Raw genomic sequence first — 15,495 nt, forward strand, 5'->3', positions numbered from 1 at the left:
CTTTCTTGGGTCAGATAAACGGCCCAACCTCTTTGCAGGAGAAGCAACATGGATAAGCGTTATATATTAATTTTAGGCGGCGAGTTTTCCCTTCGTGAACGTGTATTAGCCGGTGCACTGCGCGCAGCAGGCGGAATGCAGGTGCTCACCATGGCAAAAAATCGTACCAATGCCGCAATCAAATTTTTTGACGGCTATTTGTCAGGTGATGTCGCCGATGAAAACGCCGTATTGGATGCGGTAAAAGCCCATGAAGCTTCAACCGGATTCAAACCCGCCGCCGCCATTCCTATGAATGATTTCACTGTCCGCGCCGCCAGTCTGGTGGCTGAACATTATCAGTTGCATGGTAATAGTCGTCAGACTATTCACAATTGCCGTGACAAGTTTGTCATGAAGCAACTGCTGGAGAAGGCCGGATTACCGGTGCCACGTTTTGCCGCATTCAGTACGCTGGAAGAACTCAGACACCATATTCGTGATATTGGGCTGCCTGTCGTTATTAAGCCCCGTGAAATGGCCGGCAGCCTTGGTGTCTTAAAGATTACCCGAGAAGAGGAGATTGAACCGAGCTTTGCCCGAAGCGTGGCTGATGTGATCTCACTCAACGGCGAATCTTATGCCCCAGAGGATCTCTTCCAGGTAGAAGAGTATATTCCCTCCCTTCAGGAAGTCAGCGTCGAGGTGATAAACCAAGGTGACTACCATCGCGCTATTGCCGTAACCGACAAATACCTGGGTGAGGAACCCCATTTTGTCGAAGTGGGGCACAGTGTCCCTTCCGTTCATGCCAGTAACGCACAGTTGCGGGATATCGCGGAGCGCGCCTGTCATGCCCTGGGTATTCATTATGGCGTGGCGCATTTTGAAGCACGAATCACGCCTGCAGGAGAGATCAAAATCATTGAAGTGGGTGCCCGCACCGGCGGCGACACGATTATGGATCTGGTTGAACGGAGCTATGGCATTAATCCTTATGAGCTTCATGTCTTGAGCCATTTGAACGCCCTTAAACCACTGGCAGAGCCTTTGTTGCCGAAAGGGCTGAGTGCAGTGGCCTTTATCAAAGCGCCTGTCGGAACAATTGAAAAAGTCACGCTTCCTTCCAGCCTCCCCGATCACATTGTGAATATGCAGATCACCGCAAAACCGCTGGATACATCGAAGAAGCTCGAATCCTGGAAAAACCGCGAGGGATCGGTGGAGTTTTTCTGGCCCAGCCGGAAGCCGGAAGCCGGTTTCAATGAGCATCTACGTACCGCTGATGACCTGGCTAATACGCTCTTTACCTTACGCCAGGCGTGATCATCCTTGAGCCGCTGCAAAGCGGCTCTCAAGCAGGAGTACCGTTATGTCTGCCGAAAACTTCGGTTTAAAGCGCTTCGTCTTTTCCCGTTTTGTCGGTGCGTTGTGCGATCAGTTTTTACTGTTTGCCGTTCCTCTGGCCATTCTCAAGGCCACCGGATCGCTTACGCTTTCATCCCTGGCCTTTGTGATTGAATGGCTGCCCCGCATTATTTTTTTTCCGTTATCGGGATTTATGGCTGACCGCATCAAGCCGCGTTTCATCTTTTTCAACGTAGATGCGCTTCGTGCCGTGCTAATGGTGGCTGTTTTTACCCTTCTCTACTGGTATCCGGGGTCAACTTTTCCCGCGCTGGCCGCGATGATGGCTTTGTTGTCTGTCGCCTATGTGCTCAACTTTGTGGCCACTGACGCCCTGCTTCCTCGTCATTTGTCCAGTCAGGCGTTGCCAAAAGCTCACTCCATGCTGCAGGGCGTCGATCAAATCACTATGGTGCTGGGGCCTGCTATCGCAGTGGCGATTTCGTCATGGGGCGGCATCAATAGCATTTTGGTCGTCGCAGCGGTGCTGTTTGCCATATCGGCTATTAATTATCTTTTCCTGGAAACACATGACCTGGAGGTCACGGAAAAGCTTGGGTTTCATACTTTACTCGCGTCTAACCGAACGGCATTGCAAGTACTCAAGAAAAACAAAATTCTGCTGCACCTGTGTGCGCTGACCTGGGTCGTGAATCTGGTTTACGGCGCGGCGCTGGTCGTGAGCGCAGCGGTCATTTTGAAAGAGTTCAACCTGTCAGATCGCTATTTTGGTGCTTTGCAGACAACGGCTGCCCTCGTCACTATTGTGACATTCTTCTTTGTTCCACGGTTTGCCAGCCGCTTTGGTCTGTCAACGCTGGGCACCTTTTCGTTTTGCGCCATGATTCTTGCGGGCGCGGTGATGTCGTTTTCCATGGATTATGCGATGTACCTGGTGGGCTATGCAGTCTTAATGGCTTTTGATGGTGCTTTCAGCGTCTACCTGCGTACGCTACGGAGCCAGGTGATTCCTAAAGAACATTTAGGTAAAACCATGGGGATAATTGGCTTAATGAACATGTGTTCCGTACCGGCAAGCGGTGCTGTGGTATCTCTCCTGTCCGGCCATTTTATGCCGCTACAAATCATTAGCATTATTCTGGTCGCCGCACTGGTGTTTGGCCTGGTTTTGATTTTCTTTGGCCGCCGCGTCTTCGGTTACAAAAGCCTGCTGCCGCCTGTGATTGCGGCAGAATCTTCCTGCTAAATGAAAAAGGGCGCAGCCAGATGGCTGCGCCCTTTTCACGTCTAACGTTTTGCTGAAAACGGTGTCGCTCTGATTTAGCCCGCAACCGCGATACGTTTCATATCGGTCATGTAGCCACGCAGTTTGCGGCCAACCTGCTCGATAGGATGCTGACGAACGGCTTCGTTAACATCGCGCAGTTGGGCGTTATCAACCTGAGTGCCTTCAATCGCTTTGCCCAGATCGCCTGGCTGCAGCGTGGTCATGAACTCTTTCAGCAATGGCACCGCCGCGAAGGAGAACAGGTAGTTGCCGTATTCAGCGGTGTCTGAGATTACCACGTTCATTTCGTACAGACGCTTACGCGCAATAGTGTTCGCAATCAGCGGCAGCTCGTGTAGTGATTCGTAGTACGCGGACTCTTCGATGATGCCTGCATCAACCATGGTTTCAAACGCCAGCTCAACGCCCGCTTTTACCATCGCGACCATAACAACACCTTTGTCATAGTACTCCTGCTCTTCGATTTTGCCGTCGAACTGTGGTGCGGTTTCAAACGCGGTTTTGCCGGTCTCTTCGCGCCAGGTCAGCAGTTTCTTATCGTCGTTAGCCCAGTCAGCCATCATGCCGGAAGAGAACTCGCCAGAAATGATGTCATCCATATGTTTCTGGAACAGCGGTGCCATGATGGTTTTCAGCTGTTCAGACAGCGCGTAAGCACGCAGTTTTGCCGGGTTAGACAGACGATCCATCATCAGTGTGATACCACCAAACTTCAGGGATTCGGTGATGGTTTCCCAGCCAAACTGAATCAGTTTTTCGGTGTACGCCGCATCGTGACCTTCTGCCACCAGCTTGTCGAAGCACAGCAGAGAACCGGCCTGCAGCATGCCACACAGGATGGTCTGCTCGCCCATCAGGTCAGATTTAACTTCGGCAACAAAGGACGACTCCAGCACGCCAGCACGATCGCCGCCAGTTGCAGAAGCCCAGGCTTTAGCGATGGCCATACCCTCGCCTTTAGGATCGTTTTCCGGGTGAACCGCGATCAGCGTAGGGACACCAAAACCGCGTTTGTATTCTTCACGTACTTCGGTGCCCGGACACTTCGGTGCAACCATCACGACGGTGATGTCTTTACGAATCGTTTCGCCCACTTCCACGATGTTGAAACCGTGTGAATAGCCCAGTGCTGCGCCATCTTTCATCAGCGGCTGAACAGCCTGCACGACCGCAGAGTGCTGTTTGTCCGGCGTCAGGTTAACCACCAAATCGGCCTGTGGAATCAGTTCTTCGTAAGTACCAACTTTAAAACCATTTTCTGTTGCTTTACGGAATGAGGCACGTTTTTCAGCAATGGCTTCTGCACGCAGCGTATAGGACACATCCAGACCCGAATCGCGCATGTTCAGGCCCTGGTTCAGGCCCTGAGCACCGCAGCCAACGATGACAATCTTCTTGCCTTTCAGGAAGCTGGCACCGTCCGCGAATTCGTCACGTCCCATAAAACGACACTTGCCCAGTTGCGCCAACTGGTTGCGCAGATTCAATGTGTTGAAGTAATTAGCCATGCGAACTCCGGTTAAATGTTGTGTTTGCTTTTGTTTGATGACGGCATCAGGTTCAGCGCCGCGAATGACCCCATCATATGACAGGATTTCTGTTGCTTAAATTGATATATTAACAACGTTACATTGCAATAATTGCAATGTCGTCCTGAGGTGAGACTCACATGGATCTACGCGATCTCAAATTGTTTCTTCATTTGGCAGAAAGCTGCCATTTTGGCCGCACCGCACGCGCTATGCATGTCAGTCCTTCCACGCTGTCGCGTCAGATCCAACGGCTGGAAGAAGATGTCGGCCACGCCTTGTTTCTGCGCGATAACCGCACCGTGGCGCTCACCGAAGCGGGCGAAAGACTCAAACTGTTTGCACAACAAACCTTACTGCAGTATCAGCAATTGCGCCATGCCATGGATCTCAACGGCCCCTCACTCAGTGGTGAACTACGGCTGTTTTGCTCGGTGACTGCTGCATACAGCCATCTTCCGCCTATTCTGGACCGCTTTCGCGCCGAACATCCGCAGGTTGAAATCAAACTGACCACCGGGGATGCGGCGGATGCGATTGAAACGGTGCAGTCTGGCAATGCGGATCTGGCTATCGCCGGCCGCCCTGAATCGCTGCCTGCCAGCATAGACTTCACCACGCTGGGGCTGCTTCCGCTGGGCCTGATTGCGCCTGCACTGCCGTGCCCGGTGCGCACTCAGGCAACAGAAGCCGCACCTGACTGGTCACAGATTCCGTTTATTCTGCCCGAGCAGGGGCCCGTTCGTCGGGCTATTGATCTGTGGTTCCGTCGTCACCGCATCGTCAACCCGCTGATTTACGCTACGGTAGCGGGCCATGAAGCGATCGTTTCGATGGTGGCGCTGGGCTGTGGCATTGCCTTGCTGCCGGATGTGGTGCTGGAGAACAGCCCTGAGCCGGTACGAAACCGGGTGCTGCCCCTGGAAAATGTGGAGTCGGTCGCGCCGCTGGAACTGGGCGTTTGTGTACAAAAAAAGCGGCTCGGTGAGCCGCTGATTAATGCGTTCTGGCATCTGCTGTAATTACTGACCCGCCAGAAAAAAACGAAAAGCCGGGTTATGGGTTTCGTCATGGAAATCATAACCCAGGTCGGTAAGATGCTCTTCAAAACGCGGCTCATCGTTACCCAGCTCAAATGCCGTGAGCACCCGGCCATAATCGGTGCCGTGGCTACGGTAATGAAACAACGAGATATTCCAGTGCGTACCCAGCGTTTGCAGAAATTTGAGTAACGCGCCAGGCGCTTCCGGGAATTCAAAGCTGAACAAACGCTCACGCAGCGGCTTGGAAGGACGCCCACCGACCATGTAACGCACATGCAGCTTTGCCATTTCATCATCAGAGAGATCAACCACCTGATAACCGTTTTCCGTTAACTGGCTGATGATCTCAGCGCGTTCTTCCATTCCACGAGTCAGGCGCACGCCAACGAAAATGCAGGCCTTATCGGTGTCGGCATAGCGGTAGTTGAACTCAGTAATAGAGCGACCGCCCAGCGTCTGACAGAACTTCAGGAAACTGCCCTGTTGTTCCGGGATGGTGACGGCCAGAAGCGCTTCGCGTTGTTCTCCCAGTTCGCAGCGTTCAGATACGTAGCGCAAGCCGTGGAAGTTGACGTTAGCACCTGACAAGACGTGCGCCAGACGCTCGCCTTTGATGTCATGCTGCTGAACATATTTCTTCATGCCCGCCAGCGCCAGCGCGCCTGAAGGCTCTGCCACGGCGCGCACATCTTCAAACAGGTCTTTCATTGCCGCGCAGATAGCATCGCTGTCCACGGTGACGATATCGTCAAGGTATTCCTGGCACAGACGGAAGGTTTCATCACCGATGCGTTTTACCGCCACGCCTTCGGCAAATAATCCCACGCGCGGTAAGTCTACCGGCTCACCGGCATCCAGCGCCGCCTTCAGGCAGGCTGAATCTTCGGACTCTACGGCAATCACTTTAATTTGCGGCATCAGCTGCTTGATGAGGACCGCCACGCCGGCCGCCAGACCGCCACCGCCCACCGGGACAAAGACCCGATCAAGATGAGCGTCCTGCTGCAGCAGCTCCATCGCCAGCGTGCCCTGCCCGGCGATAACCGCCGGATGATCAAAGGGTGGTACAAAGGTGTAACCCTGTTGCGACGCTAATTCGATGGCTTTGGCTTTTGCTTCGTCAAAGTTGGCACCAAACAGGAAGGCTTCTCCACCAAATGCGCGTACGGCATCCACCTTAATGTCGGCGGTAGCCAGCGGCATCACGATCAGTGACTTAATCCCTAGCTTCGTGGCAGATAACGCTACGCCCTGAGCATGGTTACCGGCAGACGCGGTGACGACACCGCGGGCTTTCTGCTCTTCATTAAGTCCGGCGATCATCGCGTAAGCACCGCGCACTTTAAAACTGTGCACCGGCTGGCGATCTTCTCGCTTTACCAGAATGGTGTTGCCCAGGCGCGCAGAGATTTTTTCCATCTTCTGCAGCGGCGTAACCAGAGCCACTTCGTAGACCGGTGAACGCAATACAGCGCGCAAATACTCGGCGCCGCAGGGCGCCTCGGGTAGCGGTTGAGCCTCAGCCATTTTAGCCTCCCAGCTTACTCTTATCGCGCACTGCACCTTTGTCGGCACTGGTGGCGAGCGATGCATAGGCACGCAGTGCAAACGACACTTCACGCTGACGATTCACCGGCGTGTAAGCGTCGTCGCCACGAGCCTGCTGTTCTTCACGGCGCGCGTGCAGTTCATTATCCGGCACGGCCAATTTGATACCGCGGTTCGGGATATCGATTTCAATCGTATCGCCATCTTTGACCAGAGCGATGGTGCCGCCGTTCGCGGCCTCCGGTGAGGCGTGGCCAATTGACAGGCCGGACGTACCGCCTGAGAAGCGACCGTCGGTGATCAGCGCACAGCTTTTACCCAGCCCCATTGATTTCAGGTAGGTCGTGGGATACAACATTTCCTGCATGCCCGGTCCGCCTTTAGGCCCTTCGTAGCGAATCACCACAACGTCACCCGCAACCACTTTGCCGCCGAGAATAGCTTCGACTGCATCATCCTGGCTCTCATACACTTTGGCCGGGCCGCTGAAGGTCAGAATCTCTTTGTCTACGCCCGCTGTTTTCACGATACAGCCATCTTCGGCGATGTTGCCGTACAGCACAGCCAGACCGCCGTCCTGCGAGTACGCGTTTTCGCGCGTACGGATACAGCCTTCAGCACGGTCATCATCCAGCGTGTCCCAACGGCAATTCTGTGAGAACGCCTGTGTGGTGCGAATACCGGCCGGGCCCGCGCGGAACATGTCCTTCACTGCCTGATCCTGGGTCAACATGATGTCGTACTGATCGATCGTTTCACGCATGCTTTGCTGCAGGATGTTGCGTGCGCTGGTGTCGATAAGTCCGGCACGATCCAACTCGCCGAGAATACCGATCACGCCACCGGCACGGTGCACATCTTCCATGTGATATTTCGGGGTACTGGGTGCGACTTTGCACAGCTGAGGCACTTTGCGCGACAGGCGATCGATATCAGAGATATTGAAGTCGATCTCGCCTTCCTGCGCGGCAGCCAGCAAGTGCAACACGGTGTTGGTGGAGCCGCCCATGGCGATATCCAGCGTCATGGCGTTTTCAAACGCGGCCTTGTTAGCGATGTTACGCGGCAGCATGTTGGCATCGTCCTGCTCGTAATAGCGTTTAGTCAGGCTAACGATGCGCTTACCGGCGTTGATAAACAGCGTTTTACGGTCGGCGTGGGTGGCCAGCAGAGAACCGTTACCCGGTTGAGACAGGCCCAGCGCTTCAGTCAGGCAGTTCATGGAGTTCGCAGTGAACATGCCCGAACAGGAACCGCAGGTCGGACAGGCGGAACGTTCGATCTGCTCGCTGTCGGCATCGCTGACGTTCGGGTTGGCGCCCTGAATCATCGCATCAACCAGATCTAACTTGATGATCTGATCGGACAGCTTGGTCTTACCGGCTTCCATCGGGCCGCCGGACACAAAGATAACCGGAATGTTCAGGCGCAGTGACGCCATCAACATGCCTGGGGTGATTTTGTCGCAGTTTGAGATGCAGACCATGGCATCGGCACAGTGAGCATTCACCATGTACTCGACGGAGTCAGCAATCAGTTCCCGGGAAGGCAGAGAATACAGCATGCCGCCATGGCCCATGGCAATACCGTCATCCACCGCGATCGTATTGAACTCTTTGGCCACGCCACCAGCCGCTTCGATTTGCTCGGCAACCAGCTTACCCAGATCACGCAGGTGAACGTGGCCCGGTACAAACTGGGTGAAGGAGTTCACGACGGCGATAATCGGTTTGCCGAAATCATCGTCGGTCATTCCTGTTGCGCGCCAGAGGGCACGGGCACCGGCCATGTTGCGGCCGTGGGTGGTGGTAGCGGAACGGTACTTAGGCATGCTCTTTACTCCAGTGAAAATAAGTTCGCGGACATCCAGCGACATCCGCGCAGGTCTGGTTATGCGTTAACCGGGTCCAGCCAGCCCCATTTGTCTTCAGTCTCGCCGGTGAACAGGCCAAAGAAGGCCTGCTGAACGCGTTTGGTCACCGGTCCACATTTGCCTGCACCGACCTGAATACGATCCACGCTGCGTACTGGGGTGATTTCTGCTGCGGTGCCGGACATAAAGACTTCGTCGGCCAGGTAGAGCGATTCACGAGACAGTGCCTGTTCACGCACTTCGATGCCCATATCCCGCGCCAGCGTAATGATGGCATCGCGGGTGATGCCCGGCAGTGCAGATGAGGTAAACGGCGGGGTGAACAGCACACCGTCTTTCACTTCGAACAGGTTTTCGCCTGCCCCTTCTGAGATCAGGCCATTGGTATCCAGCGCGATCCCTTCCTGGTAGCCATGGCGACGAGCTTCGCTGCCCACTAACAGTGAGGAAAGGTAGTTGCCGCCTGCTTTCGCTGCGGTTGGCAGCGTATTTGGCGCAACACGGTTCCATGAGGAAACCATGGCGTCGATGCCGTTTTCCAGCGCTTCAGCACCCAGATAAGCGCCCCACGGGAAGGCCGCAATGATCACGTCGGTCGTAAAGCCATCCGGCGGGTTCACGCCCAGTCCCACATCACCGACGAAAGCCAGCGGACGGATATAGGCGCTTTTCAGGTTGTTGACGCGAATGACTTCACGGCAGGCTTCCATCAGTTCATCAACGCTGTGTTTAATTGGGAAACGGTAGATTTTGGCGGAATCGTGCAGGCGCTGCATGTGCTCGCGGTGACGGAATACAACCGGCCCTTTATGGGAGTCATAGCAGCGAACGCCTTCAAATACCGATGTGCCGTAGTGCAACGCGTGAGACATCACGCTGACTTTTGCCTCTTCCCACTTAACCATTTCGCCGTTGAACCAAATAAAGTCTGCTTTCTTCGTGCTCATTATTATTTCCTATAGCGACTACGCGCGTATTTGTTGTGATGTCTGTTGTTGAATCTGGACGCAGGCGACATCCATCAGTTTTCTTAGCTGGGAAGACAGTAAATCGACAGAGCGCTGGCTGGCAACGGTCATTTCGATATTAATGTTTTCAGTGTTAGCGACAGTGGCCATGTTCATGGAACACACCTGAAAGCCACGATGGCGTACAACACGTAAAATACGTTCCAATATTTCAGGTCGAAAGCGCGCTTCGATAGACAATTGATGCTGGTTCATACGGTTTTCTCCATCATGTTGGCGTTGCTGGCACCAGGCGGTACCAATGGCCAGACGTTTTCATGCTCATCGATTGAAACATGCAGGAAGTAAGGGCCTTCACTGCTCAGCAGAGCATCGAGCGCGGCGTCGACCTGATCTTTACGGGTGATGCGCTGGCCGGGGATATCAAACGCGCTGGCCAGGGTAAGAAAGTCGGGGTTATCGGTCAGGATGGTTTCGCTGTAGCGGCCATCAAAAAACAGCTGCTGCCACTGGCGGACCATACCCAGGCGTTGGTTATCCAGCAGCAAGATTTTTACCGGCAGCTTACCGCGTTTGATCGTGCCCAGCTCCTGGATGTTCATCATGATTGAGCCATCGCCCGAGACGCAGATCACCGTATCGTTGGGACGCGCAACCTGCGCACCGATCGCCGCGGGCAGGCCAAAGCCCATGGTGCCTAATCCGCTGGAGGTGATGAAATCTTCAGGCGCGTCACAGGAGATATGCTGGGCCGCCCACATCTGGTGCTGACCGACGTCGGTCGTGATCACGGTGTTGGCAGGCTTGCGGTCGGACAGTTGTTTCAATAACAACGGCGCATAGATCGCTTCGCCGGGATGATCGTAGCGCCATGCATGCTGTGCCTTCAGTGCGGTCACTTCGTCACGCCATGCCTGAATCTCTAAAGGCTGGCTCAGGGCGGGCAGAACGTGGTTAAGATCGCCTTGCAGCGAGACATGCGCACGGCGCAGCTTGTTCAGTTCTGCCGGGTCGACATCAAGGTGAATCACGCTTGCCAGCGGTGCAAAGGTGTCCAGCTTGCCTGTTACACGGTCATCAAAACGTGCGCCAACCGCAATTAACAGATCACAAGATTGTACGGCCAGATTCGCAGCCTTGGTGCCGTGCATGCCCAGCATACCCAGATATAAATCGCTGTCTGCATCAATACTTCCCAGCCCTTTCAGCGTGGCGACCGCGGGTATGCCGGTTTCCTGCGCCAGGGCGCGCAGTGCCGGTACCGCCTGCGCCATTCCCACGCCGCCGCCCACGTATAACATCGGCTTTTTGGCCTGAGCCATCATCGCCCGTGCTTCCACTATCGCCTGATGCGGCATCGACATAACTTCCTCGACCGGCATCAACTGTGGTGAAGGCTCGCCTTTTGCCATCTGGATATCTTTTGGAATATCCACTAAAACCGGGCCGGGGCGACCGGACTGAGCGATAGCAAAGGCTTCAGCCATGACGGAAGGCAACTCGTCCAGCGACTCAACCATAAAACTGTGTTTCGTACAGGCTAATGACAGGCCAAGAACATCGATTTCCTGAAAGGCATCTGTACCGATAAACGCGGAAGAGACCTGACCGGTTAGCGCGACAACCGGAACGGAGTCCATCATAGCGTCGGCAAGTCCGGTGATCAGATTCGTCGCACCGGGGCCGGATGTTGCAATGCAAACGCCCGTTTTGCCGGTTGAACGGGCATAGCCGATAGCGGCCATGACGGCGCCCTGCTCATGACGGCACAACAGGTGTTCCACGCCGCCGTCGTATAGCGCATCGTATACTGGCATGATTGCACCGCCAGGATAGCCAAATACGATATCAACGCCCTGTGCGCGTAAAGCCTGAACTACCCATTGTGCACCTGTCATCGCTATTCTCCTGTGTCCTTAGGGGAACAACAGAATTTTATGCTACTGTTCATTGTTTGTTCCTTGCAGATTTACTAAGTTTTTGCCAGGCCAAAAAAAAACCCCCGGACCTTTCGGTGCGGGGGGTTTTTTAGAGTTCTGGCTTGATTTTTAAGCCTTTCTTGCTCCAAGCGTTGCCCCGCACAGTGGGTTAATAATCACCACCACGCTAATCACGACAAGGCTAATCACTAGTAGAAGGGCTTTCATAACGTATTCGATTCTTTCACTCGTTCGAAGTAATGCCTACAGAGTTATCATAGTTAGCAGGCTAAATACAACATTTTTTATCAGGTTTTTTATTCCATCAGACTGCACTCTTTCGTTATCAATTTGTTATTAAAAGAGTATTTCATCAGGTGCTGCTGCTGACAAAAAATGACGCTGATCGCATCCTCGTCGTTTCACAGCACGCTTCTGCAAAATAAGAAATCCAATGTATGACGAAGGAAAAGTTTGCGGGGCAAGATACATTTCGCTGTTTTACCCTTCGCTGCACCTGAATCCCGCGGGCAGAATTGCCGTATTTGGGAGCGGCGATGTCATTATCAAAGGTGCTGACGCGGGCAGCCATCGGTGTTGAAGCACCGCTGGTTACGATTGAAGTGCATATCAGTAACGGGTTGCCTGCACTGACACTGGTGGGTTTACCTGAAACCACCGTTAAAGAAGCGCGTGAGCGCGTCCGTAGCGCCATCATAAATAGCGGTTTTGACTTCCCTGCCCGGCGCATCACCATCAACTTAGGCCCGGCAGATTTACCTAAAGAAGGCGGTCGTTATGATTTGCCCATGGCTATCGCCATTCTGGTGGCCTCTGAACAGCTTCCTGCGGACAAGCTCGACCAGCACGAGTTTCTGGGTGAACTGGCCCTTAACGGTGCCCTGTGCGGCGTTCAGGGTGCCATTCCGGCGGCGTTGGCGGCGATTGAGGGCAACCGACAACTCATCCTTTCGGCAGAAAACCAGGCTGACGCGGGTTTGATCCGCAAAGGTGCGACCTTAGTCGCTGCGCACTTGATCGAAGTCTGTGCCTTTTTACACGGTAAGTGTGAGTTAGCTGTTGCAGCCGCCCATACGGAACACGATGAAATCATCACAGACGATCTCCGCGATATTGTGGGTCAGGAACAGGGGCGGCGCGCCCTGGAAATTACCGCCGCAGGGGGACATAACCTGATGCTGATTGGGCCGCCAGGAACAGGCAAAACCATGCTCGCCACGCGCTTACCCGGCATCATGCCGCCGTTAAGCGATCAGGAAGCCTTAGAGTGCGCAGCCATTGCCAGCCTGAGCAATGCCGGACCGTGGCATCAGCAATGGCGTAAGCGGCCTTTCAGAGCGCCACATCATAGTGCTTCACTGTATGCTCTCATCGGTGGCGGTGCGTTACCCCGTCCAGGGGAGATCTCGCTGGCCCATAACGGCGTGCTGTTTCTGGATGAATTGCCTGAATTCCAGCGCAGCGTTCTGGATGCATTACGTGAACCCATTGAATCCGGTGAGGTGGCGATTTCACGGGCCAGGGCAAAAGTTGTTTATCCCGCACGCTTTCAGTTAATCGCCGCGATGAATCCCAGCCCAACCGGGCACTATCAAGGCCAGCATAACCGTACGTCGCCGCAGCAGATTCTGCGCTATCTCGGCAAGCTTTCTGGTCCTTTCCTCGACCGCTTTGATCTGTCCCTGGAAGTGCCCTTACTTCCTGCCGGAATGTTGAGTCAGCAACGTCATGCCGGGGAAAGCTCTGCGGAGGTGCGTGAACGGGTACTCGCCGCACGTCAGATACAAATGGCGCGCTCAGGAAAGATCAATGCCCAGTTGGCGAATTCGGATGTACTACAGTGGTGTGAGATTACGCCGCCGGATGCCAAATGGCTTGAGTCGGTTTTAAATCAGTTGGGCTTATCGGTACGGGCGTGGCAACGTATTCTGAAAGTGGCTCGAACCGTGGCCGATTTAGCGGGTGAAGAGACGATTACGCGTCACCATCTTCAGGAAGCCGTCAGTTATCGTAGCATTGACCGGCTGATGATCTATCTTCATAAAAGCATGCAGTAAAAAGGGGCTTTCGCCCCTACTCATCAATCGTCGCTTTCGGTGTAGTCTTCAACGGTGTCCATCTGTGGCTTACCGCCTGACAGCGTGTGAAAACGCTTAGGACGCTTGATACGTGTCATGTATTTGGACCATACACGTTCTGCTTCCGTTTGCGGCTCACGCACGCCACGACAAACCTCAATGAACAAACGTTCTTCTTCTGTCGTCGGCTCGCGTTTAGCAAGATCCAACTCATTAAAAGCAACACCGTGGCGTTCAAGTAGCTGTGCTTCTTTAATCGTAAAGTCCCCATGACGCGAAAAACCGCGTGGGTAATGTTTGTTATCAAAGAAACGATTTTCCGTTGAGAAGCTTTCCGCCATGTTACACGCTCCTGTTTCTCTTATGGCCGTGCGATTTATGGCGCGGAGTATTAGATAGGCTTGACAGAGTGTAAAACAAAACATTTAAATCTATACGACAAACAAATTTTGGGAGAACGATGTGGATACGGAATTACTGAAAACTTTCCTGGAAGTGAGCAGAACTCGCCATTTCGGGCGCGCTGCAGAAGCACTTTACTTAACGCAGTCTGCTGTCAGTTTTCGCATCCGCCAGTTAGAAAACCAGCTAGGGGTTAATCTTTTTACCCGACATCGCAACAATATACGTCTGACTTCTGCAGGAGAGCGCCTGCTGCCCTATGCCGAAAGTCTGATGAATACATGGCTGATGGCCAAGAAAGAAGTGTCACATACGCAGCAGCACCATGAGCTGTCTATCGGTGCCAGTGCCTCGCTATGGGAGGCCTACTTAACACCCTGGCTTAAGACGCTCTATGAGAACCGTGAGAGCCTGCATCTGGAAGCGCGTGTGGCACAGCGTCATTTGTTGGTTAAGCAGCTACACGAGCGTCAGCTGGACTTATTGATTACGACTGAAGCACCGAAGATGGATGAATTAACCAGCCAGCAGATCGGTCATATTTCACTGGCGCTTTTTCGCTCACGGCAGACAGAAAAGCGTGAGAAATATGACTACATTAAAGTGGAATGGGGAGCCGACTTTCATCAGCATCAAAGCTATCTCTCCGGCGGAGATGATGTACCGGTGTTAACAACGACATCAGCGCAGGTTACGCGGGAATTGTTGCATACCACGGGAGCCTGCGCGTTCCTGCCCGATTTCTGGCAAAGCCTGTACAGCGATCTGATAGTGATGCCTGATACTTCTGTCGCAGTGCGACCCCTTTATGCGGTGTGGCTACAAAATAGCGATCAGCAAACGTACATTCGTCAGTTGCTAAAGTTTCCTGTCGTGCCGAACTAAGGGGATGAGGGAAAGAGGATTAAGCCAGTTTCTGCTGGCTGATTTTCTTTTTTAGTTTTCTTCAGGCAAAAAAAAAATCCTTTGCCGAAGCAAAGGATTTTTCTCTTTCTGGCAGGGGCGGAGGGACTCGAACCCCCAACACCCGGTTTTGGAGACCGGTGCTCTACCAATTGAACTACGCCCCTAAAAAGGGTGGCGGAACGGACGGGGCTCGAACCCGCGACCCCCTGCGTGACAGGCAGGTATTCTAACCAACTGAACTACCGCTCCACCGATTCTGTACTGACATCAGAAAAACGTTCTGATATCAGGTGTTTCGCCCTTCCGCGTCACCGGTAAGGTCACGACCAGCGTACTGGTCTTAATTTGATGCCTGGCAGTTGATGAATCACGCGATGATTCACCCTTCGGGCCGCTGCTCTGCAGCGTTCAAAAGCATTCGCTTTTGTCCTACTCTCTTCGAGTAGAGAACTGCCCGAAGTAACGTGCAGGTTTTCAATTTGATGCCTGGCAGTTCCCTACTCTCGCATGGGGAGACCCCACACTACCATCGGCGCTACGGCGTTTCACTTCTGAGTTCGGCATGGGGTCAGG

13 protein-coding genes, 2 tRNA genes and 1 rRNA gene are annotated in these 15,495 nt (G+C 53.7%); 5 read left to right on the forward strand and 11 right to left on the reverse strand.

Going from position 1 to position 15,495, the window contains the following annotated elements; all coding sequences use genetic code 11:
* The first annotated feature begins 48 nt into the window (after nt 1-48).
* A complete protein-coding gene (locus FBY13_RS17070; protein WP_145394680.1) occupies nt 49-1,305 on the forward strand; it encodes an acetyl-CoA carboxylase biotin carboxylase subunit family protein in 1,257 nt (418 codons plus the stop codon).
* Between the two features lie 46 nt (nt 1,306-1,351).
* Nucleotides 1,352-2,593 carry an MFS transporter gene (locus FBY13_RS17075; protein ID WP_109717872.1) on the forward strand — a complete coding sequence of 414 codons (1,242 nt, stop codon included), beginning with the start codon at nt 1,352-1,354 and terminating at the stop codon, nt 2,591-2,593.
* Nucleotides 2,594-2,667: 74 nt separating this feature from the next.
* On the opposite strand, the gene ilvC is transcribed toward FBY13_RS17075, so the two are convergent.
* Nucleotides 2,668-4,143 carry a ketol-acid reductoisomerase gene (gene ilvC, locus FBY13_RS17080; RefSeq protein ID WP_063877644.1) on the reverse strand — a complete coding sequence of 492 codons (1,476 nt, stop codon included), beginning with the start codon at nt 4,141-4,143 and terminating at the stop codon, nt 2,668-2,670.
* Between the two features lie 161 nt (nt 4,144-4,304).
* On the opposite strand from ilvC, the gene ilvY reads away from it, so the two are divergent.
* Complete coding sequence (ilvY, locus tag FBY13_RS17085; protein WP_063877645.1) at nt 4,305-5,186, forward strand: HTH-type transcriptional activator IlvY; 882 nt, start codon at nt 4,305-4,307, stop codon at nt 5,184-5,186.
* Here ilvY and ilvA read toward each other — a convergent pair whose 3' ends face one another.
* The 6 genes from ilvA to ilvL form a co-directional block, all read right to left on the reverse strand.
* A complete protein-coding gene (gene ilvA, locus FBY13_RS17090) occupies nt 5,187-6,734 on the reverse strand; it encodes a threonine ammonia-lyase, biosynthetic (RefSeq protein WP_063877646.1) in 1,548 nt (515 codons plus the stop codon). It lies immediately after the preceding gene.
* 1 nt (nt 6,735) lies between these two features.
* Nucleotides 6,736-8,586 (reverse strand): dihydroxy-acid dehydratase, encoded by a 1,851-nt coding sequence (gene ilvD, locus FBY13_RS17095; protein ID WP_063877647.1) that lies wholly within the window; start codon nt 8,584-8,586, stop codon nt 6,736-6,738.
* Between the two features lie 59 nt (nt 8,587-8,645).
* Nucleotides 8,646-9,575, reverse strand: a complete 930-nt coding sequence (locus FBY13_RS17100) for a branched-chain amino acid transaminase (RefSeq protein ID WP_063877648.1) — start codon at nt 9,573-9,575, stop codon at nt 8,646-8,648.
* Nucleotides 9,576-9,593: 18 nt separating this feature from the next.
* Entirely contained in the window at nt 9,594-9,851 is a 258-nt protein-coding gene (gene ilvM, locus FBY13_RS17105; RefSeq protein WP_063877649.1) for an acetolactate synthase 2 small subunit, read from the reverse strand.
* Complete coding sequence (gene ilvG, locus FBY13_RS17110; protein ID WP_063877650.1) at nt 9,848-11,494, reverse strand: acetolactate synthase 2 catalytic subunit; 1,647 nt, start codon at nt 11,492-11,494, stop codon at nt 9,848-9,850. Before ilvG ends, ilvM begins: the two co-directional genes overlap by 4 nt.
* 150 nt (nt 11,495-11,644) lie before the next feature.
* Nucleotides 11,645-11,743 (reverse strand): ilv operon leader peptide, encoded by a 99-nt coding sequence (gene ilvL / locus FBY13_RS17115; RefSeq protein ID WP_071785161.1) that lies wholly within the window; start codon nt 11,741-11,743, stop codon nt 11,645-11,647.
* A gap of 329 nt (nt 11,744-12,072) precedes the next feature.
* On the opposite strand from ilvL, the gene FBY13_RS17120 reads away from it, so the two are divergent.
* Nucleotides 12,073-13,593: a YifB family Mg chelatase-like AAA ATPase gene (locus tag FBY13_RS17120; protein WP_096012728.1), complete on the forward strand. Its 1,521-nt coding sequence runs from the start codon at nt 12,073-12,075 to the stop codon at nt 13,591-13,593.
* A gap of 23 nt (nt 13,594-13,616) precedes the next feature.
* Here the strand turns inward: FBY13_RS17120 and FBY13_RS17125 are convergent, their stop codons facing one another.
* A complete protein-coding gene (locus FBY13_RS17125) occupies nt 13,617-13,955 on the reverse strand; it encodes a DUF413 domain-containing protein (protein ID WP_063877652.1) in 339 nt (112 codons plus the stop codon).
* A 121-nt stretch (nt 13,956-14,076) separates the two neighbouring features.
* On the opposite strand from FBY13_RS17125, the gene hdfR reads away from it, so the two are divergent.
* Nucleotides 14,077-14,901: an HTH-type transcriptional regulator HdfR gene (gene hdfR / locus FBY13_RS17130; protein ID WP_109717873.1), complete on the forward strand. Its 825-nt coding sequence runs from the start codon at nt 14,077-14,079 to the stop codon at nt 14,899-14,901.
* A gap of 109 nt (nt 14,902-15,010) precedes the next feature.
* Here the strand turns inward: hdfR and FBY13_RS17135 are convergent.
* The 3 genes from FBY13_RS17135 to rrf form a co-directional block, all read right to left on the reverse strand.
* A tRNA-Trp gene (locus FBY13_RS17135) sits at nt 15,011-15,086 on the reverse strand.
* Nucleotides 15,087-15,094: 8 nt separating this feature from the next.
* Nucleotides 15,095-15,171, reverse strand: a tRNA-Asp gene (locus FBY13_RS17140).
* Nucleotides 15,172-15,406: 235 nt separating this feature from the next.
* Nucleotides 15,407-15,495, reverse strand: a 5S ribosomal RNA gene (gene rrf, locus FBY13_RS17145); the annotation flags it as partial.

It is taken from the genome of Pantoea sp. SJZ147 (assembly GCF_007828605.1).
In the GTDB taxonomy this organism is placed as follows: Bacteria; Pseudomonadota; Gammaproteobacteria; order Enterobacterales; family Enterobacteriaceae; genus Pantoea; species Pantoea allii.

Coding starts and splice junctions, on each gene's coding strand:
- ilvC (WP_063877644.1), bottom strand. CDS start 4,143: ATGGCTAATTACTTCAACACATTGAATCTGCGCAACCAGTTGGCGCAA.
- FBY13_RS17070 (WP_145394680.1), top strand. CDS start 49: ATGGATAAGCGTTATATATTAATTTTAGGCGGCGAGTTTTCCCTTCGT.
- ilvG (WP_063877650.1), bottom strand. CDS start 11,494: ATGACAGGTGCACAATGGGTAGTTCAGGCTTTACGCGCACAGGGCGTT.
- FBY13_RS17120 (WP_096012728.1), top strand. CDS start 12,073: ATGTCATTATCAAAGGTGCTGACGCGGGCAGCCATCGGTGTTGAAGCA.
- FBY13_RS17100 (WP_063877648.1), bottom strand. CDS start 9,575: ATGAGCACGAAGAAAGCAGACTTTATTTGGTTCAACGGCGAAATGGTT.
- ilvM (WP_063877649.1), bottom strand. CDS start 9,851: ATGAACCAGCATCAATTGTCTATCGAAGCGCGCTTTCGACCTGAAATA.
- FBY13_RS17125 (WP_063877652.1), bottom strand. CDS start 13,955: ATGGCGGAAAGCTTCTCAACGGAAAATCGTTTCTTTGATAACAAACAT.
- ilvA (WP_063877646.1), bottom strand. CDS start 6,734: ATGGCTGAGGCTCAACCGCTACCCGAGGCGCCCTGCGGCGCCGAGTAT.
- ilvY (WP_063877645.1), top strand. CDS start 4,305: ATGGATCTACGCGATCTCAAATTGTTTCTTCATTTGGCAGAAAGCTGC.
- FBY13_RS17075 (WP_109717872.1), top strand. CDS start 1,352: ATGTCTGCCGAAAACTTCGGTTTAAAGCGCTTCGTCTTTTCCCGTTTT.
- ilvD (WP_063877647.1), bottom strand. CDS start 8,586: ATGCCTAAGTACCGTTCCGCTACCACCACCCACGGCCGCAACATGGCC.
- ilvL (WP_071785161.1), bottom strand. CDS start 11,743: ATGAAAGCCCTTCTACTAGTGATTAGCCTTGTCGTGATTAGCGTGGTG.